Source organism: Corynebacterium aquatimens, assembly GCF_030408395.1.
GTDB lineage: Bacteria > Actinomycetota > Actinomycetes > Mycobacteriales > Mycobacteriaceae > Corynebacterium > Corynebacterium aquatimens.
Map to the genome: position 1 here is coordinate 599,834 of NZ_CP046980.1, position 23,080 is coordinate 622,913.

The window sequence follows — 23,080 nt, forward strand, 5'->3', positions numbered from 1 at the left end:
CTGGATCTGCCGGGATCTGGCCGGATTTGCCCGGCCGGGATCGGCCTGGCCTGGGGAGGGAGAGCGGCGGCCGCGGGCTAAGATGTTTGCCGTGACGCAATCTCCTCAAAATCCCCAAGCATCTTCAGACACCGCATCTTCAGACACCAACCGCGCAGATCTGCTGCCCAAGAACTGGGAGCCGCAGGCCGTCGAGGCCGATCTCTACGCCGAGTGGGTGGACAAGGGTTACTTCGTCGCTGACCCGCACAGCGAGAAGCCGCCGTTCAGCATCGTGTTGCCGCCGCCGAACGTCACTGGGCAGCTGCACATGGGCCACGCGTTGGACCACACGCTGATGGACGCGTTGGTGCGCCGCAAGCGCATGCAGGGCTATGAGGTCCTGTGGTTGCCGGGCATGGACCACGCGGGTATCGCCACCCAAACCAAGGTCGAGGCCATGCTGGGGGAGACCGAGGGCAAGGACCGCTACGACTACGGCCGCGAGGAATTCATCGGTCGCGTCTGGGAGTGGAAAGAAAAGTACGGCGGCACGATCGCGTCGCAGATGCGGGCGATCGGCGATTCGGTCGACTGGTCGCGGGAGCGCTTTACGCTTGACGACGGCCTGAATCGCGCTGTTGTCACCATCTTCAAGCAGCTTTTCGACGCGGGGCTGATCTACCGGGATTACCGCCTGGTCAACTGGTCGCCGGTGTTAGAGACTGCTGTTTCGGACATTGAGGTCATGTACAGGGATGTCGAAGGCGAATTCGTCTCCATCCGCTATGGCTCGCTGAACGACGACGAACCGCACCTGGTCGTTGCCACCACCCGTGTGGAGACGATGCTGGGGGATGTCGCTATTGCTGTCCACCCCGACGACGAGCGGTACAAGGATCTGGTGGGCCAGGAGTTTGAGCACCCGTTCCGTGAGGACCTAAAACTCAAGGTCATTGCCGATGATTACGTCGACATGGAGCTTGGAACCGGTGCCGTGAAGATCACCCCGGCGCACGATCCGAACGACTACGAGATGGGCCTGCGCCACGAATTGGACATGCCGATCATCATGGACAAGACCGGCAAGATTGCTGGGACGGGCACCCAGTTCGATGGTCTCGACCGATTCGAGGCTCGCGTTCGAGTTCGCGAGGAACTGGCACGAATGGGTCGCATCGTGAAGGAAGTTCGCCCGTACGTCCACTCGGTTGGGCACTCCGAGCGCACCGGCGAGCCGATCGAGCCGCGCTTGTCCCTGCAGTGGTTTGTCAAGGTCTCCGAGCTTGCCCGGATGTCCGGCGACGCGGTGCGCGAAGGCGACACGGTGATCCACCCGGCCTCGCTGGAGAAGCGCTACTTCGACTGGGTCGACAACATGCACGACTGGACCATCTCGCGCCAGCTGTGGTGGGGCCACCGCATCCCGATCTGGTACGGGCCGGAGGACGAAAACGGCGACCGCGACATCGTCTGCTGCGGCCCCGACGACGAGCCGCCAGCCGGCTACGAGCAGGACCCAGACGTTCTGGACACCTGGTTCTCGTCTGCCCTGTGGCCATTTAGCACGATGGGCTGGCCGGAAAAGACCCCTGAGCTGGAGAAGTTCTACCCCACGACCGTTCTGGTTACCGCCTACGACATCCTGTTCTTCTGGGTTGCGCGCATGATGATGTTCGGCACGTTTGCTTCCACGCAGACGCCGGAGGTCCTCGGCGGCGGCGCCGCTTCCGACGCTGCTCTTGCCGGCGCCGCTTCCGCCGGCGCCGCTTCCGACGCTGCTCCTGCCGGCGCCGCTTCCGACGCTGCTCCTGCCGGCGCCGCTCCCGCCGGCAGGCCCCAAATCCCGTTTGAGCACATCTTCCTCCACGGCCTCGTCCGCGATGAGAAGGGCCGGAAGATGTCCAAGTCGCTGGGCAACGGCATCGACCCCATGGATTGGGTGCGCGATTACGGTGCAGACGCACTGCGCTTTGCGCTGGCCCGCGGCGCGAACCCGGGCATCGACCTGCCAATCGGCGACGACAACGCCGCAGCTGCCCGCAACTTCGCCACCAAGCTGTTCAATGCTGGCAAGTTCGCGCTCATGAACGGCGCAACCGTGGGTGAACTGCCCAATCGATCCGAGCTCACCGACGCTGACCGGTGGATTCTTGACAGGCTCGAGGCTGTGCGACAGACCGTCGATACGAAGCTCGATGACTACCAGTTCTCCAAGGCCTACGAGGAGCTCTACCACTTCGCCTGGGACGAACTGTGCGACTGGTACTTAGAGATCGCCAAGACCCAGATTCCTCGCGATGACGCTGCCGCGACACCGAAGGAACGCGAAACCGGACGCAACACGCAGATCGTCCTGGGCAACGTCCTCGACGTTGTTTTGCGCCTGCTGCACCCCGTTATGCCGTTCGTTACCGAAGTCCTGTGGAAGGCACTCACCGGCAGCGAATCGCTCAACCTGGCGTCGTGGCCCACGGCCGCCGAAACCAACGGGGGCGCCGACACCGACGAAACCGCAGCACGCCGCATCGACGATGCAATCAAGCTCATCACCGAGCTGCGCCGCTTCCGCTCCGACCAAGGCGTCAAGCCGTCGCAGAAAGTCCCCGCGCAGCTCGATTTCGCCGCCGCCGACCTGACGGAGCAAGAATCCCTGATTCGCTCGATCGCGAAGGTGGACGCGCCAGCGGACGGCTTTGCGTCGTCGGCAAGCATTGAAGTGCGCTTGAGCCAAGCGACGATTGACGTCGCCCTAGACACCTCGGGCACCGTTGACCTCGCGGCGGAGCGCAAGCGCCTGGAGAAAGAACTGGCCGCGGCGCAAAAGGAACTTGAGACCACCGGCAAGAAGCTGGGCAACGAGGCTTTCCTGGCGAAGGCTCCGGAAGCCGTCGTGGACAAGATCAGGGCGCGCCAGAAGATCGCGCAGGAAGAAGTCGAACGCGTGACCGCGCGACTCGAATCACTGCCGAAAGCAGGGGCGTAGATGGCCGACGAGCCACGCATTGACCACCGCGACGAACACGACCACCGCGACGAAATTCCCGCGGCCGACACCGGGTTCCACGTCACCCAGGACGAGCACGGCCTGCGCCTCGAGCTAGGCGACGTGGCCGGGCCGGGGCCCGACGCCTACGGCGACGACGATGCCCCGCGCGAGCGCCCCGTCACCGCCCATGATCTCGCTGAACTAGCTGAGGTCGAGGCGGAGCTGCTGGCGCGCTGGCCTGAGACGAAGATCGACCCGACGCTCGACCGCATCCGCTTGCTGATGGACTACCTGGGCGAGCCGCAGCGCAGCTACAAGGTGATCCACGTCGCTGGCACAAACGGCAAAACCTCAACGGTGCGCATGATCGAGTCCCTGCTGCGCGCCTTCGGCAACCGCGTTGGACGCACGACGAGCCCGCACCTGCAGTCCATCACTGAGCGCATCGGCATCGACGGCGAGCCCATCCACCCCGCGGACTTCGTGCGCGTCTACCGTGAGATCGCGCCGTACATTGAGCTTGTCGACGCCGCGAGCGAGCAACCCATGTCCTACTTCGAAGTGATGGTGGGCTTGGCCTACGCGGCGTTCGCGGATGCGCCGGTGAACATTGCCGTCGTCGAAGTTGGTATGGGCGGGACGTGGGATGCCACCAATGTCGTCGACGCCGACGTAGACGTGATCACTCCAGTGGGCTTGGACCACACGGACTACCTTGGTGACACGCTCACGCAAATCGCGGGGGAGAAGGCCGGGATCATTGTCAACCCTGAGGCAATCACCATCGTCGGGTCCCAGGAGCCGGAGGCCATGCGCGTCATTCTGGAGCGCACGGTTGAAGTGGGTACGACGGTGGCGCGCCACGGCTTCGAGTTCGGCGTCGAGGAGTCCCGGGTCGCTGTGGGCGGTCAGACACTCACGCTGCGCGGCTTGGGCGGGCTTTACGACGACATCTTCATCCCCCTGTCCGGCGAGCACCAAGCGCACAACGCTGCCGTTGCTTTGGCGGCGGTGGAAGCGTTTTACGGCGTGAGCGGGGAGCGGCCGCTAAGCATTGATACCGTGCGGGAGGGATTCGCGGCGGCGTCGTCGCCAGGGCGTTTGGAGCGCGTGCGTTCCACCCCGACGACGTTCATCGATGCCGCGCACAACCCGCACGGGGCTGCGTCCTTGGCTGCGGCGTTGGAACGCGACTTCAACTTCTCCCGACTGATCGGTGTCTTAGGCGTGCTTGGGGATAAAGACGCCGTGGGGATCTTCGCGGCCCTCGAACCCGTGCTGAGTGAGGTTGTGATCACGCAGAATTCGTCGCCACGCGCCACCGATGCCTACGAGCTCGCCGAGATCGCCCGCGACATCTTCGGCGAGGAGCGCGTCCACGTCGAAGGGCAGCTTTCCACCGCGTACGCTGTGGCTGTCGAGCTGGCCGAGGAGGCCCTTGAGGACGTCGGTGTGCAATCCGGCGCCGGCGTTGTGATCACCGGCAGCGTCATCACCGCGGGCGACGCCCGCAAGATGTTTGGAAAGGATCCGCAGTAGTGAATTCAGATTCCGACTCCCGCGCCCGCGCCTCCCGCGCCCGCGCCCGCGACACCCGCGCCCGCGACACCCGCGCCCGCGACCGCGACGCCGAGATCGAGTACGGCCCCCTCGGCCCCGGCGCCGAACCCGTGAAGGACCCCATGGCTGGTCTGACGGGCGTGATGTCGGGAACGCTCATCATGGAAGCGATCACGATCTTCCTCGTTCTCACCGTCATTTTGAAGGTGCAGGAAGGTGCCCTGTGGACGACGTTCAACTGGATGTACGTCACAGTGATCGGTGTTGCGCACGTCATCGCGGCGTTTCTCCAACGACGCCCCGGTGCACTGTGGATCAATCTCGCCCTGCAGCTGCCACTGATCTTCGGTTTCTTCATCCACTGGTCGGTGTCCGCAGTGGGAATAATGTTCGGGATCGTGTGGTTTCTCGTCGTTAAGATGCGCTCTGACATGCTTGAGCGCATGCGGCGTGGCTACCTTGTCACGCAACACCTGGGCACGTCCGAAGACACCGTCTAGGGCACCCCAATGTCACCCGCGTATCATCCGCGAGTCTCCCGATAGGCTGATGCCTTTAAGGCGGCGGCCGCTCTTCGCACCCCGCTTTTCGACGATCCCTCATCCACCTCACCTGCCGCTCCACATCGCGAACATGGGTGGGTGGCGAGCCTGATCTCGCCGCGGGCGGCACCCATTCGGGGTATAGAGCGTGCATCGCGCCGAACCCGTAGCTGGGGTGTGTGTCGTTGGGGACCACATATCCGGCGGGCGAACACCACATTGCCATCGGCCCCACGGGCACGACGGCGCCAGCATGACGCCCGCGCCGGGAAGTTTTATGCGGCCGCCGCGTGCCCGCGCCCGCCCCGCCCGCGCCCGCACCCGCACCGCTTGCGCCCGCGCTCGGTGCCGCGCCGCTTGCACCCGCGCTAGCGGAGCTCGCACTGCCCGGGGCGGCGCCGCGTGCTGCTGTGCCCGCGGGGGCCGGGGACGTCGCGAAGGCGTCGTCGTCGTTCACCTGGTTGTGGTATCGGCATAACGGAACGAGGTTGCTCACGTTGGTGTAGCCGCCGTGCTTCCAGGCTGTCATGTGGTGCATCTGGCAGTTGTCGGCCGGTTGGCGGCAGCCTGGCACAACGCAGTGGGGCATAGCGGCGCTAACGAGGTCGCGTTGTTTGCGGTTTGCGTGTCGCTCAACACGGTAAAGATTGACCGGGCCTTCCACGGGGTGGAAGAGTGCGGCTTCGAGTCCATAGTCCGGATTGTTGAAGAAGTCTTTGAGGTAGTCCGAGGCGAGGATGCTGGTGCCGTCGGTAAGCCCAAGCAATGTGTCGTCGTCCGTGTGCTCGAGCACGCGCACGTGAGCCTGAAGCGGGACGAGAAGCTGCGGGCGCGGAACTGCCCGCGGGACGCCAAAGCCGGGAAGGCCGTCGCTGTCCGCGCCGGAACGTACGAGTGAGCTGAAGTTGCGCAGCATCTGCGGCCCGGCGGGCGCATTGACGTCTAGGTCGACGCTCAAAGCATGTTCGAGGTCAGCGAGCAATCTTTCATCCGTTGTCACACTGAACGTGCGCTTTCCGCCTGTGGAGCGGGAAAATCGAATCGATTCCTTCGGGGCGATCGGCGTGATGGAAACAAGCTCTTTCGCTTTCTTTTCCAGCGTCGAGTAGCGGCAGGCACGGGAAAGCAGTCGCTGGCGCAGCTTCCACTGTCGCATTGCTAACGACGATCGGTCTGACCCACCACCGGACTCACACCCATCAGGGCCAGTTGGGTTCTGCTCATCGTGGGCAAGGTGCTCCTTTTCGGCGCGGGCGGCAGATTCCAACCGGCGTTCGATGAGAAGAAGCTGATCGAGGCTGAATGCGCCTTCGACAGCGAGCCTGCGGGTGACCGCTTGCTGTTTGGGGCAGGTGGTTGGGCCGTAGTAGGTCCGGTGCAGTTTCTCCCAATTGCTGACGGTCGTGGGACTCAGCCCGGCCGCCTCTGCTGTGGCACGATCAAACTCAGCCAGGCTGGATAAGCCGGTGGCCGTAACCGTGTTGAGCAGCTGCGTGAAGGACATATTTCGCACGCTAAAACAAGGATTCGTGGCTGTAAAGGGCCCCCCTAAAAACCTGTGGATAACCGTAGTGACGCGTCATCTAAAACGGGAGTTATCCACAGAAATTTCGACGCCCCTTGCACTCGATTGGTTCTTCCAGTACGCTGACGCGCCCGCGCGAGAAGAACGCGCGGAGAAGGGGCCGGACGGCGGCGGGGCTGGGCCTCGACCGCGGCGGGGGCTGGGCCAGGCGGACGGAGGGGCCAGCGCGATCCCCCGGAGGGCCTAACGAGCGTTCCGATATACTTGTAGGCATGGGTTGCGGCGATAGTTTTCGCACCTAAAAGGACCTTGTGGGTGGAGTGATCGTCGATAAGCGAAGCTCTTCTCAAACCGCAGGGCACCGCACTATTTACAAGGAGCATGATGTCCGAAAACATTTACATCACTAACGCCAAGCGCACGCCGATCGGTACGTTCGGGGGATCGCTGTCGCGGTTCTCCACGATCGACCTTGGTACGCACATTGCGAAGGCGGTCATCGAGGATTCCGGCGTCTCGGCCGACAACTTCGACTCCGCAGTGTGGGCCAACGTTGTGACCACGATCCCGCGCGACAACTACACCTCGCGCGCGGTGTCGCTGGAGGCTGGTATGCCAAAGAGCTCCCACGCGTACGGCGTGAACCGCCTGTGCGGCTCCGGCGTCCAGGCCATCATTTCCGCAGCGCAGCAGCTGCTTACCGACGATGCGAAGCTGTCTATCGCCGGCGGTGTCGAGATCATGTCGCAGGCTCCGTACTCGGTGGAGGGCATGCGCCAGGGCCGCAAGATGGGCGACGGCCGCCTGATTGACTGGCTGACCGGTGCGTTGACTGACCCGATGGGCAACGGCGGCATGGGTATCACGGCTGAGAACATTGCTGCACAGCGTGGCATCTCCCGCGAGCGCCAGGACGAGTACGCGCTGCAGTCCCAGGAGCGCGCTGCCGCTGCGATCGCCAACGGCGAGTTCGAAGAGCAGATCGTCCCGGTGGGTGACTTCACCACTGACGAGCACCCGCGCTCCACGACGTTGGAGAAGCTGGGCGGCCTGCGCCCGTCGTTTAGCAAGGAAGGCACCGTGACCGCAGGTAACTCCTCCGGTATCAACGACGCTGCTGCCGCGACCGTGATGACCAACGAGTCCGGCCTGAAGGAATTCGGCCTGGAGCCGATGGCGAAGATCGTCTCGTGGGGCCTGGCAGGCTGCGACCCGGCAACGATGGGTCTCGGCCCGATCGGCGCCGTCCCGAAGGCCCTGAAGAAGGCCGGTCTGGAGCTGAGTGACATCAAGTACATCGAGTCCAACGAGGCCTTCGCGGCGCAGTGCATCGCCGTGGCCGATGAGCTGGGCTTCGACAACGACAAGACCAACATCCAGGGCGGCGCTATCGCCCTGGGTCACCCGATCGGCGCAACCGGCGTTGTGCTGACCACCAAGCTGATCCACCAGCTGAAGAACGCTGGTGGCGGCTTGGGTCTCGTCACCGCCTGCATCGGCGGTGGCCAGGGTATCGCACTGGTTCTGGAGGTTTAAGAAAGAATGACTGTTCAAGACATTAAGACCGCAGCTGTTCTCGGCGCAGGCTCCATGGGTGCGGGTATCGCCGCGCACATGGCTAACGCTGGCATCAAGGTCCACCTCCTCGACCTGCCGGTCGACGACGCGACGGGCGACGAGCGCAACGCGCGCGCACAAAACGGTATTGACACCCAGGTCAAGCGCTACGGTTTCCAGCGCCCGGAGTACGCCAAGCTGGTCACCCCGGGTAACACCGAGGACCACCTGGACCGCCTGGGCGAGGTCGACTGGATCGTCGAGGCCGTGTTTGAAGACATCAACGTCAAGCGCGACACCTTCGCCAAGGTCGACGCCCACCGCAAGCCGGGCACGCCGGTCAGCTCCAACACGTCGACCATCCCGCTTGAGGTGCTGCTGGGCGAGGCGAGCGAGGAGTTCAAGCGCGACTTCTCCATCACCCACTTCTTCAACCCGCCGCGCGTGATGCGCCTGGTGGAGTACGTTGAGGGCCCGGAGACCTCCGCTGAGATCAACGCGCAGATGCACCACGTGCTCGAGCGCCAGATGGGCAAGGTCGTCGTGGACTGCCGCGACACCCCGGGCTTCATCGCTAACCGCATCGGTAACTTCTGGATGGCCGCTGGTGCCAAGATCGCCTTCGACCAGGGCATCGTCCCGGAGCAGGCGGACGTCGCGTTCGGCCGCCCGTTCGGCGTTCCGCGTACCGGCATCTTCGGCCTGTTCGACTACGTCGGCCTGCAGCTCATGCCGGCCATCTGGGGCTCGCTGCTGAAGGCTCTGCCGGAGTCGGACCTGCTGCACCAGTACAACATCACGGAGCGCAGCGAGTTCAAGACCCTGCTGGACAAGGGCTTCACCGGCCGCACCGCTGAGTCTGGCTTCTACCGCGGCCGCGACGAGGTCTTCGACTTCGAGGCCGGCGACTACCGCGCCAAGGGTAAGTACGAGGTGCCCAAGGACGCCAAGGAGCTCATGGAGTCCGGCACGGATGAGGGCAACTACGCCCGCGAGGTCTTCAAGGCCTTCATCCGCTACTGCTGCGAGACCGCCCCGGAGATCGCGGACACCGTCGACCAGATCGATTTGGCTATGCAGCTGGGTTACGGCTGGAAGAAGGGCCCGTTCGAGCTCGCGGATTCCATCGGCATCGACTACGTCGCATCGCTTTACGACGGTGAGGAGGTCCCAGACCTCCTCACGGCTGCTCAGCAAGCTGGTGGGTTCTACGCCGACGGCAAGGTCATGGGCACCACCGGCCAGCTGACCGATGCTCCGCAGCGCGAAGGCGTTATTAAGGTCGCTGACTTGGTGGCTGGCGCTGAGGTCATCGACGGCAACGACGACGCGAAGGTCTACAAGCTGGGTGAAGGCGACTACGCCGGCTTCGGTGTGTTCGTCTACAACACCCCGATGAACTCCAACTCTGGGCTCGTCACGGAGCTGTGGAGCCGTGCGCACGAGTGGGACCTCAAGGGCCTGGTCATCGCGAACGATGAGGAGCGCGCCTTCTCCGCTGGCGCTGACTTGGGCACGCTGGCCAAGCTGTCGGGCCCAGAAGGCGACAACGAGGAGCTCGGCCGCATCATCGCTCAGGGTATCGAGGGCTTCCACGCTGCCCGCACCGCACCGTACCCGGTTGTCGGCGCTGTCCGCGGCGTCGCTCTTGGCGGCGGCATGGAGCTTCTCCTGCACACCGATGCATCCGTCATTCACGCTGAGACCCGCGTTGGCTTCCCGGAGCGCAACGTGGGCCTGTTCCCGGCATGGTCCGGCCCGGTCCGCCTGCTGGAGCGCCTCGTCGAACTGGGTGTCCCGAACCCGCACAAGGTCGCCTACGACGCCCTGCTGACCACGGTCAAGCCGGTCCCGGCCGCCAATATCGACTTTTGGCGCAAGGATGATCAGGTCATCCAGTCCCCGGACCACGTCGTTGAGGGCGCGCTCGAGCTCGTCGCAAAGCTTGCCGACGGCTACACCGCCCCCGCCGACGCCGAGCTTCCGCTTACCGACGAAACGCTGGAGTACACCGACGGCTCCGAGACCGACGCCGCTATCGGCGCAGCCCTGGCCAAGGTGTTCGCTGGTGAAGGCACCGCCTCCGAGGCAGAACTCGGCGAGCGCCAGGTCGAGGCTGCGAAGGAAGTCCTGGCTCGCCAGGAAAACCACGACCGCGCAGTGGCTATGGCCACCACGCGTAAGCCGCTCAACAACTAGCAAGCGATGCCACGGCTGAAGGCCGGTCCCGGATCATTCCGGGCGCCGGCCTTTGTCATGCATGGGCGCCGGCGTGTAGGTCAAGATCTCGATTGCATTGTTGCCGCGGTCATCATTTCTGACCTGCGGTTTCGTCTGCGCTGGGGAGGTGGGATGTAATCGAGATCTGCGCGTCGAGGGGCCGGCCAATTGTGCCCGTATCTTCGGGCTTGGGAAAATGGTGCTGTGGGACATCAGAACGAACTAGGGAGCATCGAGCTCACCGACGGCGATTTGACCTTGCTGCCGTGGATACGCATACACGAGGTTCCTAAATTGACCGACGACGTTCTCGCGACCGTCACTGATAAGCACACGATCCGCTTCACTCATGTTCCGCACCCATACAAACAGGAGCACCTAGAGTCTTTCCTCGAACTGCCCAGTCGGGACATTGCCCGGTGGGCACTCGTACTGGATGAACGGTATGCCGGCAGTATCGAACTTCGGACCCAACAGCAGGATGCTGTCGCCTCGATCGGTTACAGCGCAGCACCGTGGGCCCGCGGCCGGGGGCTGGTGACGCGAGCCGTCCGCATGGTCACACAGAGCGCCCACAACGCCGGAGTTGAAGAAGTTCAGATCAGGGTAGCGGTTGATAACACCCCCTCAAGGTCCGTGGCAGAGCGTGCTGGTTTCACTTTCGATCGGGTTGAAGCGAAGGCGGAGGAGTTACGTGGGCGGTTCACCGATGTTGCGGTGTATCGGTGCTGAGCGCGGGTAGTTGGTACCGCGGTTACGGATCCGTGGTACTGCCTGTTTCCGGTTAGTTGGTACCACAGCCGGGGATGACCGGCGAGAGTCCAGAAGCGAAGTCGGGTTTCGCCGGTCGTTGAAGGTTAGCTGTCTACGGTTGTCTGAGCGTGCGCGAGGTGTTGGCGCATGTCGTAGTCGCCGAGTTCGATGCGCTGTCCGGCGTTGAGTCTGCTGACCAGTGAGTCTGCTCCGACGGGGTCGGGTAGTTTCTTCACCCAGTAGGCCGCAGTCGTTTGGGAGACGATGATGGTTGGCAGTCTGCCGTCGCGGTCGAATATGATCTTGGTGAGGTCTTCTTGTCCGCGCTGGTCGATTCCTATGGTCAGGAAATCATCGAGGATGAGCACATCAATGTTTTGTAGCTTGCGCATCTTAGCTACATAGCGTTCATCCGCTGGCGAGAAAGCCGCTAATTCATCGACGAGCTGAGAGGGTGTCGGAAGCTTTGTGTATGAGGTTTAATCTTCAATCACGAAGGAGAGTGCGCAACAATGACTGTTGTGCCCCGAAGAAACATGGTGACGCTGAGCGCGTCGCCGATATCAGCCGCCGGCTGATGGAGAACCCGGAAACCGCCAAGCTGATCCAGGAGCTGGGTGAATCAACCGCCGACGCCAACGAGCTGGTGCGTGGCTTGCTGCAGGCCACGATTAACAGTGGGCTCAGCGCGGAAATGGATGCACACCTGGGCTACGTCAATGGCGACCGGGCTGCTAAGGAAGCTGCCGGCCAAGCCAACAGCCGTAACGGCTCCTATCCCAAAACCGTGGACTCGGCATACGGACCAGTTGATATCAGTGTCCCTGTATTGAGTTCGAGATTTGCTTCAGAAAGGTATCATCATGAATGAGGTGTTGAACCCCCAGAAGGACACAGCGATCCTTTCTGTTCGTTCTGCATCGAAGAGCTTCGGAGAAGTCCAGGCTCTCAACGGGGTCAGCTTCGATGTCTTCCCCGGAGAACTAGTCGGTGTACTGGGTGAAAACGGAGCAGGGAAATCGACTCTCTTTTCACTTATCAGCGGGCTCAACACTCCAACATCTGGCTCCGTGAGCCTCATGGGCAATAACCCTCGACACCAAAAAGCTCGTCGCAACATCGGTGTCACCCCTCAGGGGACTGGTGTAGACCCCCGCATGCGCGTTAGTGATTTCCTCAACTTCGTAGGATTCCACTTCGGCACGCGCTCTCTTGTCGAAGAAATTCTCGAAAAATTTCGTTTGACGTACCTATCCGACAAGGTGATCGGGGGTCTATCAGGAGGGCAACAACGTCTGGTCTCGGTTGCAGCAGCATTTCTTGCTGACGCTCCGCTAACCATTCTGGACGAACCCACCACGGGCTTGGACACCGTTACTCGGTCGGCGATCTGGGAATCGATTCGTTCGATTACAGGAAAAGACCGAGCATTGTTGGTATCAAGCCACTACCTCGAGGAAATCGAGAACCTGTGTGATCGAGTAATCGTCATGCAGAAGGGAAAACTCATCGCCGACTCGGAAACGCAATCTCTGCTCGGTGCGTCTACCGGATCTGTCATCACTCTCGGTGGGGTAGGGGACAGAGCGTTTTCCGGAGAGGGGCAAGCGTTTGAAGTCATCAGAAATGAAGGAGACGAAGTAGATCTTCGAGCATCTGATGTCAAGCAGGCGCTTACTTCACTTGCCGCGGATGGGTGGCCATTTGACCGCATCGAGATTTCTCACCCGTCGCTAGAGCAAGCGTTCATCACGATGACAGAAAAGGAGAAATAGTCGTGTCATCAGCCATTGAGCAGACCCCTGTGTCGCCAAAGGACAGGCGTCAGTTTCCCTCAGATGCTGCCATCGCTTTTCTATGGCTTAAGAACGAGATTGTGGCTTGGATCAAGGAGCCTGCCGCGGTTCTACTTAACATGGCGTATCCCCTGCTTATGCTTGTTTTCCTCTTCGTCATCGGAGGGGACGCTGTCCGGAAGAATGCAGATATTGCCACTCCAGCAGTCGCACTTCTGGCTCTCACCGGTGTGCTGATGGTAGGAATCAACCTTCCTGCGAACGGCATCAACGGAGTACGACAGGGGGACTATTACTACTACCTGAGGACTCTCCCCACAGGAGTAGGAACCAGGCTAATCGCATGGAGCGGAGCACCATTTTTGCTGGCGGTAACCAGCGCCTTGGTTGGTCTCGGTGTCGGCGTGATGTTCAGCTCGGCACGTTACACTCTGACGCAGCTAGTTTTGCTTTTCCTAGTGTTCTGCGCGTTCGCGCTATGTACTACAGCTATCGGTGTGGCTTTCGGTTTCCTGCTCTCCAGCCGTACGTCTTTGGCAGTCTCACTAGGCGTTTCCTTCATCCTTTTGCTGCTTAGCGGAGCCCGGGAGATGGCCAGCGTCCCCACCTTCCTGGATATGACTGCCAAGCTGTTGCCGTCTACAGCGGCTACAGAGTTATGCCAGTCAATACTGACAGATGTAGATACCAACGGATGGTGGGTAGCTTCTCTAGCCATCTGGGTAGCCTTAGCATTGTTGCTAGCGGTGGTGTCCATTCGTCGTGACGAAAACAGCAAATTCTCCTAGTGACTGCTCATACTGCAGATTTATAACACTCGGCTTAGAGAGGCAAGAAATGAAAATGAACAAGAAGATAATTCCCTACGTCTGCGTGGCGGGATCACTGCTGATCTTCTTCATCATCTATCTGGTGACCAGCTAACAGACCTGCCCTGCCCGAATAAGCAGCGAGGCGACTGGGAGAAAATCTTGCTGTGACAGACGGTGTCATACAGCGCTAACATGCAATCATGGTCGCCTGTTACGACAGGATTGGATGAAGACCCTGGGACCCCAGCCGGACGGCTGGAACCAGGGTCTTCGTTTACTCTTTAAGAGACTCCGGAGTAGAGCGTTTTTAGGACCCCCTTGTCCTGAAGCCGACTCCAGTACTCCTTCTCCCCTTGGTAAGCGGAGTTAATAGAGTCAAGGATGAGGGTGTCAGGAAGTTTGTGTGTGAGGCTCTGATCTAGAAGGAGTTTCACCGATAATGACTACGGTGTCACCGAAAAAAGGCCATGACCCGGCGAGGGTCAACGAGATCAGCGAGAAGCTGATGGAAAATCCTGAGCTGGCCAGCTTGATCAGCGAGCTGTCGGCTTCCGCTGATGATGCCAGCGAGCTGGTCAAAGGCCTGCTACAGGCATCGATCAACGCTGGTCTGCAGGCGGAGATGGATGCGCACTTAGGCTATAGCCACTCTGACCGCAAGACCAAAGCCCAAGTCGAAACCGCACAGGAGAGCAATCACCGCAACGGGTCGTACACCAAGACCGTTAATTCTGGGTACGGCGCGTTGGAAGTGACCATGCCGAGGGATCGTGCCGACACGTTTGCTCCAAAGATGGTGCCCAAAGGCTCCCGTCGGCTCACCGAGCTCGACGACATGATTATCTCGCTGTACGCCGGTGGGATGGTGACCGGGTTCGGTTTTTAGTACCGGTCGGGCGGGTATCGGGTACTGGGTGGGCGGGTATCGGGTACCGGGGGTAGTTAGGTTGGCAGTCTGTGGTTGACGGCCCTGCGCAGTGTGTACGCGCGGGCCGCGTAACCATGGAAGGAGTTTGGTGTGGTCACCAATTACAGGCTGATCATGCTGGCGCTTGTGCAAGGCCGCTCGTGGTCGCAGATCACGTCGGATTTGGGGTGTTCGCGCAGCAGTATTGATAAGGCCAGTCGGGTGTTGCGCTCGACTGGGATGGACGAGGACACGATCACCGCGTTGTCGGCGCAGGAGCTTTCGGAGTTGTTTCCGGATAATCGCCGGCGGGATTCAGATGCGTTCGTGGAACCGGATTTCGCAGGCATCGCTGCCCGGCGCCGACGTGGTGAGCGGGTGACGTTGAAGGTGGAACACCATAAATACACCCGGCGTCAGGCTGCTTCTGGTCAGCAGCATTATTCCTACCGGCAGTTCTGCGCGCTGTTTGAAAATTACGTCGATGTCAACGACCTGACTGCGCTTTTGACCCATGCCCCTGGTGAGGAGCTGTGCGTTGATTGGTCTGGGGAAACCATGGCAGTTGTTGACCCGTTGACAGGGGTGTGTGCGCGGGCGTATGTGTTTGTGGCGTCGCTGCCGCATTCGGGGCTTATCCATGCCAGTGCGTGGCCGGATATGCGGATGCGGTCGTGGCTGTGTGCCCACCGCGACGCGTTGGACTATATCGGTGGCGTGCCGGTGCGCATCGTGCCGGATAACGCCTCGACCGCAACCAACCAGGTCACACGTGGCACGACGGTGCGTGAAGTCAATGAGCGCTACCAGCAGTTTGCCGAGTTTTACCGGTGCGGGATCACCCCGGCTAGGCCGGGTAAACCCAGGGATAAGGCCCATGTGGAAAAGGCGGTCGATATCGTCCAGACTTGGGTCGTGGAAGCGTTATCGGGCCAAGAGTTCTCCACGTTCGACGCTCTCAACGCCGCTATTGCGGCGCAGGTCGACTGGATCAACGACCGGGAAGGATTCCGGGGCCGCAACGCAAGCCGCAGGCAATTGTTTGTTGAAAGCGAAGCAGAAGCATTGCGCCCGCTGCCTCAACAGCGCTGGTCGTATTCCACGTGGCGTAAAGCCAAGGCCGGGGTGAACTACCACGTCCAAGTTGAGAAGCATTTCTACTCTGTGCCGTGGAGCTTCGCCGGCAAAAGCGTTGACGTGCAGATCTTCGACGATGTCGTCGACATCTTCAGCGCGGGTGAGCATATCGCTTCCCACCGTAAAAAGCCTGGCAACATGCAGTACTCCACAGATAAAGAGCATGTGCCGGCAAAGCACCAGGACTTGGCCACGAAGTGGGATCGGGGCCGGATTGAGTCATGGGCTCAAAGTATTGGGGCCGCAACCTACGAACTCATCCGCCAGATGTTTCACGCCCGCCAAGTTGAAGCCCAAGCCTACAATAGCGCCCTTGGCGTGCTGAGCCTGTCGAAGAAGTACTCCCGCAGCCTGCTTGAACAAGCCTGCCAAGACGTCCTCAACTCCCACATGGTCCCGTCGGTGCGCAAAGTCCACGACACCATCAAAGACCTCGCAACCCGCACCACCACCGCCACCGCCACCGCCACAGGTGGTGCGCAATCACCTACATCATCTGCCGCGTCAACCAGGCCGGTGACTCGTCCCGCACCACCAGCCCAGGCGTCGCACGTACGGGGCAAAGCAGCGTTCGAGTTCAGTGAGCTTGAATTCGGTGAGGAGGCGTAGAAGCATCATGGCGTTAACCGATGAAGATTTCGACAAGCTCGGCTCGCTGCGCGGCATGCGCGTGTTCGCCGCGACGATCCAAGAGATCGTCAACGACCCCTCGCGCGATAACGACTCCTTCGAAGACAAGATCAAAGAAGCCCTCGAAGCCCAACTCACCGCCCGCGACAACAAGGTCATCCAGACAAGGTTGCGTGAAGCGAAACTCCTTGGCTCAACCGCCGCACTCGAGCGCTTCGATGCCTATCCCGGCCGCGGTGTAACCCAAGACCGCATCGACCGGCTCGCCACCTGCGAATGGGTCGACTACGGCAAAGACCTCATCATCGTGGGAGCTACCGGCACCGGTAAAAGTTTTCTCGCTCAAGCCCTGGCCGTCGCGGCGTGCCGCAAAAAGCTCACCGCCCGTTACTACAGGCTCAACGACCTGGCCAACGATTTCGACGCTGCGGCTGAGCATCCCCAGGCCCGCAAACAACTCCTCACCGACCTGCAGGCTCCCGCACTCATCGTCATCGACGACTTTCTCGCCACCGATGTCTCAGCGCACGCGTTGAACCAGGTATTCAACCTGCTCGTCGGGCGTGAGCATGCCTCTACCGTTATCGCCAGCCAACACGAACCCGATTACTGGTACGACGTGTTCTCCGAGGCAGCACTGGCAGACGCAGTCATGTCCAGACTCGCCAACCACGGCTCGAAACTCACCCTGACAGGAGAAGACATGCGAACCCGCGACGACATCAAACAAGAAAGGATGGCCCCTACGACACCCACACGGCTACGTCAACCCCGAAAGCCGTAACCGGGGGTAAAAACCGGGTACCGGCAACCACCAACACCCCGGTACCCGATACCGCCCTACCGGTACCGAAAAGAAACGCCCGTCAGGATGGCCGTTCGCGATATTCAGCACCATCTCGCCACCACCCTCGGGGTGGACATGAGTCCGGATACGATCAGCACGATTACTGACGCGGTGTTGGATGAGGTGATGCTGTGGCAGAACCGCCAGTTGGACGAGTTCTACCCAGTGATCTTCCTCGACGCGCTTCGGGTGAAGATCCGCGACGGCCACCGCGTGGTCAATAAATCCTGCTACATGGCGGTTGGTGTCGACATGGACGGTATCAAGCACATCCTGGGATTGTGGATCGCTGACAATGACGGTGCGGCATTTTGGGCGTCAGTGTGCGCGGATCTGGCCAACCGTGGTCTCCAGGACGTGTTCATCCTCTGCTGCGACGGGTGCAAAGGCCTGCCGGAAGCCGTGGAGGCAACCTGGCCGAATTCCATGGTGCAGACCTGTATCGTGCATCTGATCCGGGCGGCGAACAGGTGGGTGTCCTACCAGGACCGCAAACCCGTATCCAGCGCGTTGCGGGAGGTCTACACCGCGCCGAACGAGGACACCGCGCGTGCCGCCCTGGACACGTTCGAGGCGTCCGAGCTGGGACGGAAGTATCCGCAATCGGTCAAGGTGTGGCGTGATGCGTGGGATCGGTTCGTGCCGTGGGCCCGGCCCCCGGAAAGTAGACACCGTGGGGGTGAAATTATTGGCTTTACTCTAGCGCATTGTTAGGAAGCGTGAGTTTCGTACTCAATGGGTGTGAGGTACTTGCACCAGGAATGCCTTCGGGTGGTGTTGTAGCGCGCACACCATGCGAAGACGTCGCGCCGGCAGACTAGCTGATTGGAAAAGACTTTCTGGTCTTTGAGCACTTCTCGTTTCAACGCCGCGTTAAACGACTCCGCGAGTGAATTATCAGCGCTGCTGCCAACTGCTCCCATCGACTGGGTGACGTTGAGTCTTCGGCAGACAGCCTGAAACTGCGATGAGGTATACACGCTGCCATGATCTGAGTGGAAGATCGCCCCGGAGAGACTGCCACGGGTACGGCGAGCATGCTCGAGCGCTTCTTCGACGAGGTCGGTGCGCATGTGGTCTGCGATCGCGAAGCCGACGAGCATCCGCGAGTAGCAGTCAATCACAGAAGCCAGATACATATTCGACCCGTCTGCGATCGGCAGATAGGTAATATCGCCGACGAGGATCCTATTGGCAGCTGGCGCAGTGAAGTTACGCTTGACCAGGTCAGCGAATATAAAGCGATGACGCTCACGCTGCGTTGTCGTAACCTTACGTTTTTTCGTGTAGCCGCGCAGCTGAAGCTTCCTCATAATCCGGGCGATGCGCTTATGGTTGACCGGTCCGGTGCTACTGTACGCATCGTTGAAAGTCAGCTCGGCGGCAATGCGTTTTGCGCCGTAGAGCTGCCTCTTGTCGTCGAAGATGGCCTGGACCTTGGCTCCGAGTATGGCATCATCAACCAGTCTGCGGTGCCGCTGGGCGCTGCTAGCTTTCCATTTGTAGTAGGAGCTGCGGTTTAACCCGAGTACGGTGCACATCCGCTTGACCGAGTAATCGGTGCGGTGGTCATCAACGAACCGGAAGCGGATCACCAGTTCGTCTCTTCCATGAAATATTTGGCTGCCTTACGCAAAATATCGCGTTCTTCTTTCAGGCGGGCGTTTTCCTGTTGCAGCTGACGTAGCTTCTCAGCATCGGTCAGTTGCCTCGCACGATCAGCACGTAAGCCCGCTGAAAGCTGGGGTTTCGTGCCAGTTCCGTACTTATCAACCCATACGCGAAGCGTGGAGCGGTTGATCCCTAAATCAGCGGCCGCAGCGTTCAACGACACCTGTGGATCGTTCTCGTACATCGCGACCGCGTCGCGCTTGAACTGATCCGAATAAACCTTCCTAGGCATGGAGGTAGATTACCTTTCCCCGACTCAACACAGCCGGAATCAGAGGTGTCTACCAAACAGGGGTCAGGTCCCGTTTCTGCAGTTCCCGCCGGCGGCCCGCAGGGTGCTCTACACCACGAACTCCATCGAATCGCTCAATGCTGAACTGCGGAAAGCCACCCGCAACCGCGGCCAGTTCCCGAACGATACTGCGGCGTTGAAAACGCTGTGGCTGATGATTTGCAACATCGAGGACAAGCGCGCTGCCCAGCGGGCGAAGAAAGCAAAGCGCGCCATCGAATGCAACGGCTATATTGAAGGAGCGAAAGCCACCGGGTGGAAACAAGCCATCAACCAACTAGCCGTGGCATACCCCGACCGATTCGCGGACTACTTGTAAACCAAGCCCCCCGCACACAAACAATCGGACACCCTCGGTGGAACGAATCACGGCTCCACCAGAGCCTGGGCTACCGCACCCCGGCTGAAGTCGAAGCCGAATTTTGGGAACACCACCCCAGTCGAGAAATAATGGAAACCAAGGCAAATGCCTAGGAACAAAACCCGGCGCACTTCATACCGCAGCCGGGGGTTGACCGGCGAGAGTCCAGAAGCGGAGTCGGGTTGCGCCAACGCCACCTATACGATGACCGAAAATGAATGACGGTACCACCTACCTGGAAACCCGGTACCAACTACGCGGATTACCGGTACCAACTACGTCGAAACGGCAGGCAGTTCACCGATGTTGCGGTGTATCGGCACTCTGCTGAGAGGAAGAACTTGTAAAAGGGGTAGCAAAAGGCCAAGTCCACCGAGTGCTGGACCTGGCCTGAAGCGTGATCGTCGATAAGCGACTGCCTAGGAGCGGTAGGCGCTGACACCGGTGATCGACTTGCCCACGATGAGCGACTGGATCGTGTCCGTGCCCTCGTAGGTGTGCAGGGCCTCGATGTCCGCGTGGTGGCGGGCCGCGTCGTTCTCCAGCAAGATGCCCACGCCGCCGAACATGTCGCGGGCGTCAGCGGCGATCTTGCGGGCGCCGCGGGTGTTGTGCACCTTGGCCAGCGCGGCCTGCTTCTCGTTGAGCTCGCCAGCTTCCTCGAGCTCCAGCAGGCGGCGGCAGTACAGCGCCATCGCCGTGAGCTCCTGGAGCATGTCCGCCAGGCGCTGCTGGATGATCTGGTTCTTCACCAGCGGGCGGCCGAACTGCACGCGGCGGTGCGCGTAGTCGAGCGCCTTCTCGTAGCAGTCAATCGCCATGCCGAGCGCGACCCACGCCACCGCGATACGCGTGCCGGTAAGCACCTTCGCCGTGTCGCGGAAAGACTGCGCGCCGGGCAGGCGGCGGTCGTCGCCAACGCGAACGTTGTTGAGCTTGATGTGCGCCTGCGGGATGCCGCGCAGGGACGCCTTGCCCTGGATGGTCTCGGCGGAGTAGCCCTCGGCATCTTGGTCGACGATGAAGCCCTTGACCTCACCATCGGCCGTGTCGCGTGCCCACACAATTGCAATGTGGCCCACGGAGCCGTGGCCGATCCACTTCTTCTCGCCGTTGATGACCCACTCGTCGCCGTCACGCTCCGCGGACGTCTCCAAGCCGATGGAGTCGGAGCCATGCTCCGGCTCAGTCAACGCGAACGCACCGCGGATCTCCATGCGCGACATGGGGCCTAAGTACTTCGCCTTCTGCTCCTCTGAGCCGCATTCGGAGATGGAGCGCATGGACAGACCCGACTGCACGATGTGCGCCGTCGCCGTCGACGCGTCCGTGCGGGCGAGCTCCATCTGGATCAAACGGTTCGCACGGATCGAGGTCTCCGGCTGGCCCTCGATGGCGATGCCGTCCGTGATCAGCCCGCGGCGCGCTGCTTCTTCAACGCCCGGGATGTTGTACTCGGCCTTCTCCCACGCTTCGTCGATGGACGGGCGGGCAACTTCCATGAAGTCGCGGGCCTTCTGCCACCACTCCAAGTCAGCACCGTCAATGTCGGCGAACACCTGGTAGTAGTCGGTTTTAAAGTCAATGAGGGACACGCTTACACGCACCTTTCATAGATTGCGGTCACTATACCTATCCATTGTGACTCATTTGGCTGTTATCTGTTGGAGACTTTGCCTGTCATTCGTGCCAGCGGCGCAACAATCATTGGCTTGGCCGCAAACCACGCGCCAGCAATGACCGCCATGGACAGCACGAACATGATCACGCCCCACCAGCTGTCGCCGCTTTGCGCCGCGAACATGTGGTTGAGGTTGCTGCGCACACCTGTGAGGACCACCAGCGCCACGTGGATAGCGATGAACACCACGAAGTACACCATCACCGGATAGTGAATTTTCCGCGCCGCCGCTGCAGGCAGGATCTTGTTCGCGCCGGTCCAGCTTTCGCGCCAGAAGCTCGACATCCTGAACCCAGACACGAGCGCCAGGGGCGCGGCTATAAAAACCGTCGTGAAGTAGGCGAGCTCTTGCAGTGAGTTGTAGTACACCCACCCGTTTTCTTCCGGCCAGTTCAGCGTCAAGTACTGCAGCCCCGCGGACACGGCGTTGGGGAAGGTCTCCCAACTGGTTGGCACGATGCGCATCCACTGTCCGGTGGCGAAGAGCAGGATGAAGAAGATCACGCCGTTGAGCACCCACAGCACGTCCAACGCCTGGTGGAGCCACGTATTCAGACTTACCTTGGCCTTCGGGTTCCACTTCGGCGTCCAGTAGCCTTCCGGCCGCTTTTCGCTGCGGATTGTCAGTCCCGTGCGGATGATCAGCACCATCAGCAGCATGTTGAGGAAGTGAGTCCAGTTCAGCCACCAGGGGAAGCCCTCCGGCGCGGAGGCAGGTAGCGGTTGGCGCCCGTCGTAACGCTCGATGAAGTTCGAGCCCCACGCGGTGGTTTCCGTGATGTAGCGCGCGCTCATCACCACCAGCGCCATCAGCAGCCCCGCGGCCACAGCGCCTCCAAGGAAACGCCAGATTCTGCGCCACGGCACGCCTTCTTGCTTATCGACGGCCCCCTTACCACCCTTCTTCCCCTTCCCCGCAGCGGTGGTTTTAGCCGCCGCTGCCTTCTTAGCTGGGGTTTTCCCTGTGCTCTTCTCTGTGCCCGCCTCTGTGCCCGTTCCTGCGGGCTTCTCTGCGGGCTTTCCGGTAGCTTTCTTTGCGTCCTGGCCAGGCGCACTCTGCTGCGTACCCTTCGCCGCCGGAGCAGCCGGAGCCGCCGGGGCAGCCGGTGCAGCTGGAGTGGCGGCGACAGGAGCCGCGGGCGCAACAGGGGCGGCCGGGGCCGCCGGCGCCGCCGAGACCGTGGCGCTTGGCGCAGCAGGAGCCGCGGGTGCTGCAGGCGCTGGCACCTCAACCGATGCAGCCGGAGGCCACGATTCCCCACCGGATACGCGAGGCAGACCTTGGCGAAGTTCTACAGCATGCGTCTCGCTGGCTGTCTGAGCAGAGTCACCTGGGGCACTAGAGTCAGCCGAATCTGCCGGGGCCCCCGGAGCGGCTGGCACCGCGACAGGAGTTGCGTTGACCGCCGCACCTGCGTCGGCAACGGGTGCCGCGGCAACGGGTGCCGCGACCGCGACAGTCCCCGCCGGTGGCCAAGGATCGCCACCGGATACGCGGGGCAGTCCTTGACGCAGCTGCACGGTGCTTTCTTCTGCGGTGGTTGCTTCTGTGGGCTGTCCGGTAGGGGCAGCCGGATCCGCCGGCGCTGCCGGGGCCGCTGGCGCTGCCGGGGCCGCTGGCGCTGCCGGGGCCGCTGGCGCTGCCGGGGCCGTGGGCACCGCAACCGTGGGCACGGCTGCGGCGGGGGCGGTGGCGGCGGGGGTGTCGTCGTTAAGCGGGGCTGGCGAAGTGGCCTCGGCGGGGGCGACGGCGTCGGCGGGTGGCCATGGCTCCCCGCCGGGAACGCGGGGCAGGCCACGGCGAAGCGTGGTGGACATAGC

General features: G+C 61.5%; 14 protein-coding genes and 5 pseudogenes. 14 read left to right on the forward strand and 5 right to left on the reverse strand.

Annotated elements, in window-relative coordinates:
• The first annotated feature begins 91 nt into the window (after nt 1-91).
• The 3 genes from CAQUA_RS02795 (at nt 92) to CAQUA_RS02805 (ending at nt 5,028) form a co-directional block, all read left to right on the forward strand.
• Nucleotides 92-2,965 carry a valine--tRNA ligase gene (locus tag CAQUA_RS02795; protein WP_290178646.1) on the forward strand — a complete coding sequence of 958 codons (2,874 nt, stop codon included), beginning with the start codon at nt 92-94 and terminating at the stop codon, nt 2,963-2,965.
• Nucleotides 2,966-4,507 carry a bifunctional tetrahydrofolate synthase/dihydrofolate synthase gene (gene folC / locus CAQUA_RS02800; RefSeq protein WP_196824616.1) on the forward strand — a complete coding sequence of 514 codons (1,542 nt, stop codon included), beginning with the start codon at nt 2,966-2,968 and terminating at the stop codon, nt 4,505-4,507.
• A 143-nt stretch (nt 4,508-4,650) separates the two neighbouring features.
• Nucleotides 4,651-5,028, forward strand: a complete 378-nt coding sequence (locus CAQUA_RS02805) for a DUF4233 domain-containing protein (RefSeq protein WP_196825631.1) — start codon at nt 4,651-4,653, stop codon at nt 5,026-5,028.
• Between the two features lie 55 nt (nt 5,029-5,083).
• Here CAQUA_RS02805 and CAQUA_RS02810 read toward each other — a convergent pair whose 3' ends face one another.
• Nucleotides 5,084-6,574, reverse strand: coding sequence for an HNH endonuclease (locus CAQUA_RS02810; RefSeq protein ID WP_196824615.1), 1,491 nt, complete (start codon nt 6,572-6,574; stop codon nt 5,084-5,086).
• Nucleotides 6,575-6,979: 405 nt separating this feature from the next.
• Here CAQUA_RS02810 and CAQUA_RS02815 point away from each other — a divergent pair, with 405 nt between their 5' ends.
• The 3 genes from CAQUA_RS02815 to CAQUA_RS02825 all read left to right on the forward strand — a co-directional run bounded on the left by CAQUA_RS02815 (nt 6,980) and on the right by CAQUA_RS02825 (nt 11,104).
• Nucleotides 6,980-8,131 carry a thiolase family protein gene (locus CAQUA_RS02815; protein ID WP_196824614.1) on the forward strand — a complete coding sequence of 384 codons (1,152 nt, stop codon included), beginning with the start codon at nt 6,980-6,982 and terminating at the stop codon, nt 8,129-8,131.
• A gap of 6 nt (nt 8,132-8,137) precedes the next feature.
• Nucleotides 8,138-10,351, forward strand: a complete 2,214-nt coding sequence (locus tag CAQUA_RS02820) for a 3-hydroxyacyl-CoA dehydrogenase/enoyl-CoA hydratase family protein (RefSeq protein WP_196824613.1) — start codon at nt 8,138-8,140, stop codon at nt 10,349-10,351.
• Nucleotides 10,352-10,576: 225 nt separating this feature from the next.
• The gene (locus CAQUA_RS02825) at nt 10,577-11,104 is read left to right on the forward strand and encodes a GNAT family N-acetyltransferase (RefSeq protein ID WP_196824612.1); all 528 of its coding nucleotides are present in this window, start codon (nt 10,577-10,579) and stop codon (nt 11,102-11,104) included.
• Nucleotides 11,105-11,229: 125 nt separating this feature from the next.
• Here the strand turns inward: CAQUA_RS02825 and CAQUA_RS02830 are convergent.
• Nucleotides 11,230-11,574: pseudogene (locus CAQUA_RS02830) on the reverse strand (ATP-binding protein); the annotation flags it as partial.
• 23 nt (nt 11,575-11,597) lie between these two features.
• Here CAQUA_RS02830 and CAQUA_RS02835 point away from each other — a divergent pair.
• The 7 genes and pseudogenes from CAQUA_RS02835 to CAQUA_RS02865 all read left to right on the forward strand — a co-directional run.
• Nucleotides 11,598-11,951: pseudogene (locus CAQUA_RS02835) on the forward strand (transposase); the annotation flags it as partial.
• 37 nt (nt 11,952-11,988) lie between these two features.
• A complete protein-coding gene (locus tag CAQUA_RS02840) occupies nt 11,989-12,900 on the forward strand; it encodes an ABC transporter ATP-binding protein (RefSeq protein ID WP_196824611.1) in 912 nt (303 codons plus the stop codon).
• A gap of 2 nt (nt 12,901-12,902) precedes the next feature.
• Entirely contained in the window at nt 12,903-13,709 is an 807-nt protein-coding gene (locus CAQUA_RS02845) for a hypothetical protein (RefSeq protein WP_196824610.1), read from the forward strand.
• A gap of 463 nt (nt 13,710-14,172) precedes the next feature.
• Nucleotides 14,173-14,598: pseudogene (locus tag CAQUA_RS02850) on the forward strand (transposase); the annotation flags it as partial.
• 153 nt (nt 14,599-14,751) lie between these two features.
• Nucleotides 14,752-16,386, forward strand: coding sequence for an IS21 family transposase (gene istA, locus CAQUA_RS02855; RefSeq protein ID WP_196824609.1), 1,635 nt, complete (start codon nt 14,752-14,754; stop codon nt 16,384-16,386).
• A gap of 7 nt (nt 16,387-16,393) precedes the next feature.
• The gene (locus tag CAQUA_RS02860; RefSeq protein ID WP_196824608.1) at nt 16,394-17,191 is read left to right on the forward strand and encodes an ATP-binding protein; all 798 of its coding nucleotides are present in this window, start codon (nt 16,394-16,396) and stop codon (nt 17,189-17,191) included.
• An 87-nt stretch (nt 17,192-17,278) separates the two neighbouring features.
• Nucleotides 17,279-17,923: pseudogene (locus CAQUA_RS02865) on the forward strand (IS256 family transposase); the annotation flags it as partial.
• 41 nt (nt 17,924-17,964) lie between these two features.
• On the opposite strand, the gene CAQUA_RS02870 reads toward CAQUA_RS02865, so the two are convergent.
• Nucleotides 17,965-19,157, reverse strand: a protein-coding gene (locus tag CAQUA_RS02870) for an IS3-like element IS3502 family transposase (RefSeq protein ID WP_196823694.1) whose coding sequence is annotated in 2 segments (ribosomal slippage) — nt 17,965-18,869 and nt 18,869-19,157 — 1,194 coding nt in all. Because the reading frame shifts where the segments join, the coding sequence is not laid out codon by codon here.
• Between the two features lie 67 nt (nt 19,158-19,224).
• Between CAQUA_RS02870 and CAQUA_RS02875 the strand changes: the two are divergent.
• Nucleotides 19,225-19,536 (forward strand): annotated as a pseudogene (locus tag CAQUA_RS02875) (transposase); the annotation flags it as partial.
• Nucleotides 19,537-19,997: 461 nt separating this feature from the next.
• Here the strand turns inward: CAQUA_RS02875 and CAQUA_RS02880 are convergent.
• Both CAQUA_RS02880 and CAQUA_RS02885 read right to left on the reverse strand, forming a co-directional pair.
• The gene (locus CAQUA_RS02880; protein ID WP_290178652.1) at nt 19,998-21,173 is read right to left on the reverse strand and encodes an acyl-CoA dehydrogenase family protein; all 1,176 of its coding nucleotides are present in this window, start codon (nt 21,171-21,173) and stop codon (nt 19,998-20,000) included.
• Nucleotides 21,174-21,235: 62 nt separating this feature from the next.
• Nucleotides 21,236-23,077, reverse strand: a complete 1,842-nt coding sequence (locus tag CAQUA_RS02885) for a cytochrome b/b6 domain-containing protein (protein ID WP_269208576.1) — start codon at nt 23,075-23,077, stop codon at nt 21,236-21,238.
• Nucleotides 23,078-23,080: the final 3 nt, after the last annotated feature.

Bases quoted from the DNA above. Each gene is read 5' to 3' on its own strand.
- CAQUA_RS02820 (WP_196824613.1), top strand. From the start codon at position 8,138: ATGACTGTTCAAGACATTAAGACCGCAGCTGTTCTCGGCGCAGGCTCC.
- CAQUA_RS02810 (WP_196824615.1), bottom strand. From the start codon at position 6,574: ATGTCCTTCACGCAGCTGCTCAACACGGTTACGGCCACCGGCTTATCC.
- CAQUA_RS02805 (WP_196825631.1), top strand. From the start codon at position 4,651: ATGGCTGGTCTGACGGGCGTGATGTCGGGAACGCTCATCATGGAAGCG.
- CAQUA_RS02815 (WP_196824614.1), top strand. From the start codon at position 6,980: ATGTCCGAAAACATTTACATCACTAACGCCAAGCGCACGCCGATCGGT.
- CAQUA_RS02860 (WP_196824608.1), top strand. From the start codon at position 16,394: ATGGCGTTAACCGATGAAGATTTCGACAAGCTCGGCTCGCTGCGCGGC.
- CAQUA_RS02885 (WP_269208576.1), bottom strand. From the start codon at position 23,077: ATGTCCACCACGCTTCGCCGTGGCCTGCCCCGCGTTCCCGGCGGGGAG.
- folC (WP_196824616.1), top strand. From the start codon at position 2,966: ATGGCCGACGAGCCACGCATTGACCACCGCGACGAACACGACCACCGC.
- CAQUA_RS02840 (WP_196824611.1), top strand. From the start codon at position 11,989: ATGAATGAGGTGTTGAACCCCCAGAAGGACACAGCGATCCTTTCTGTT.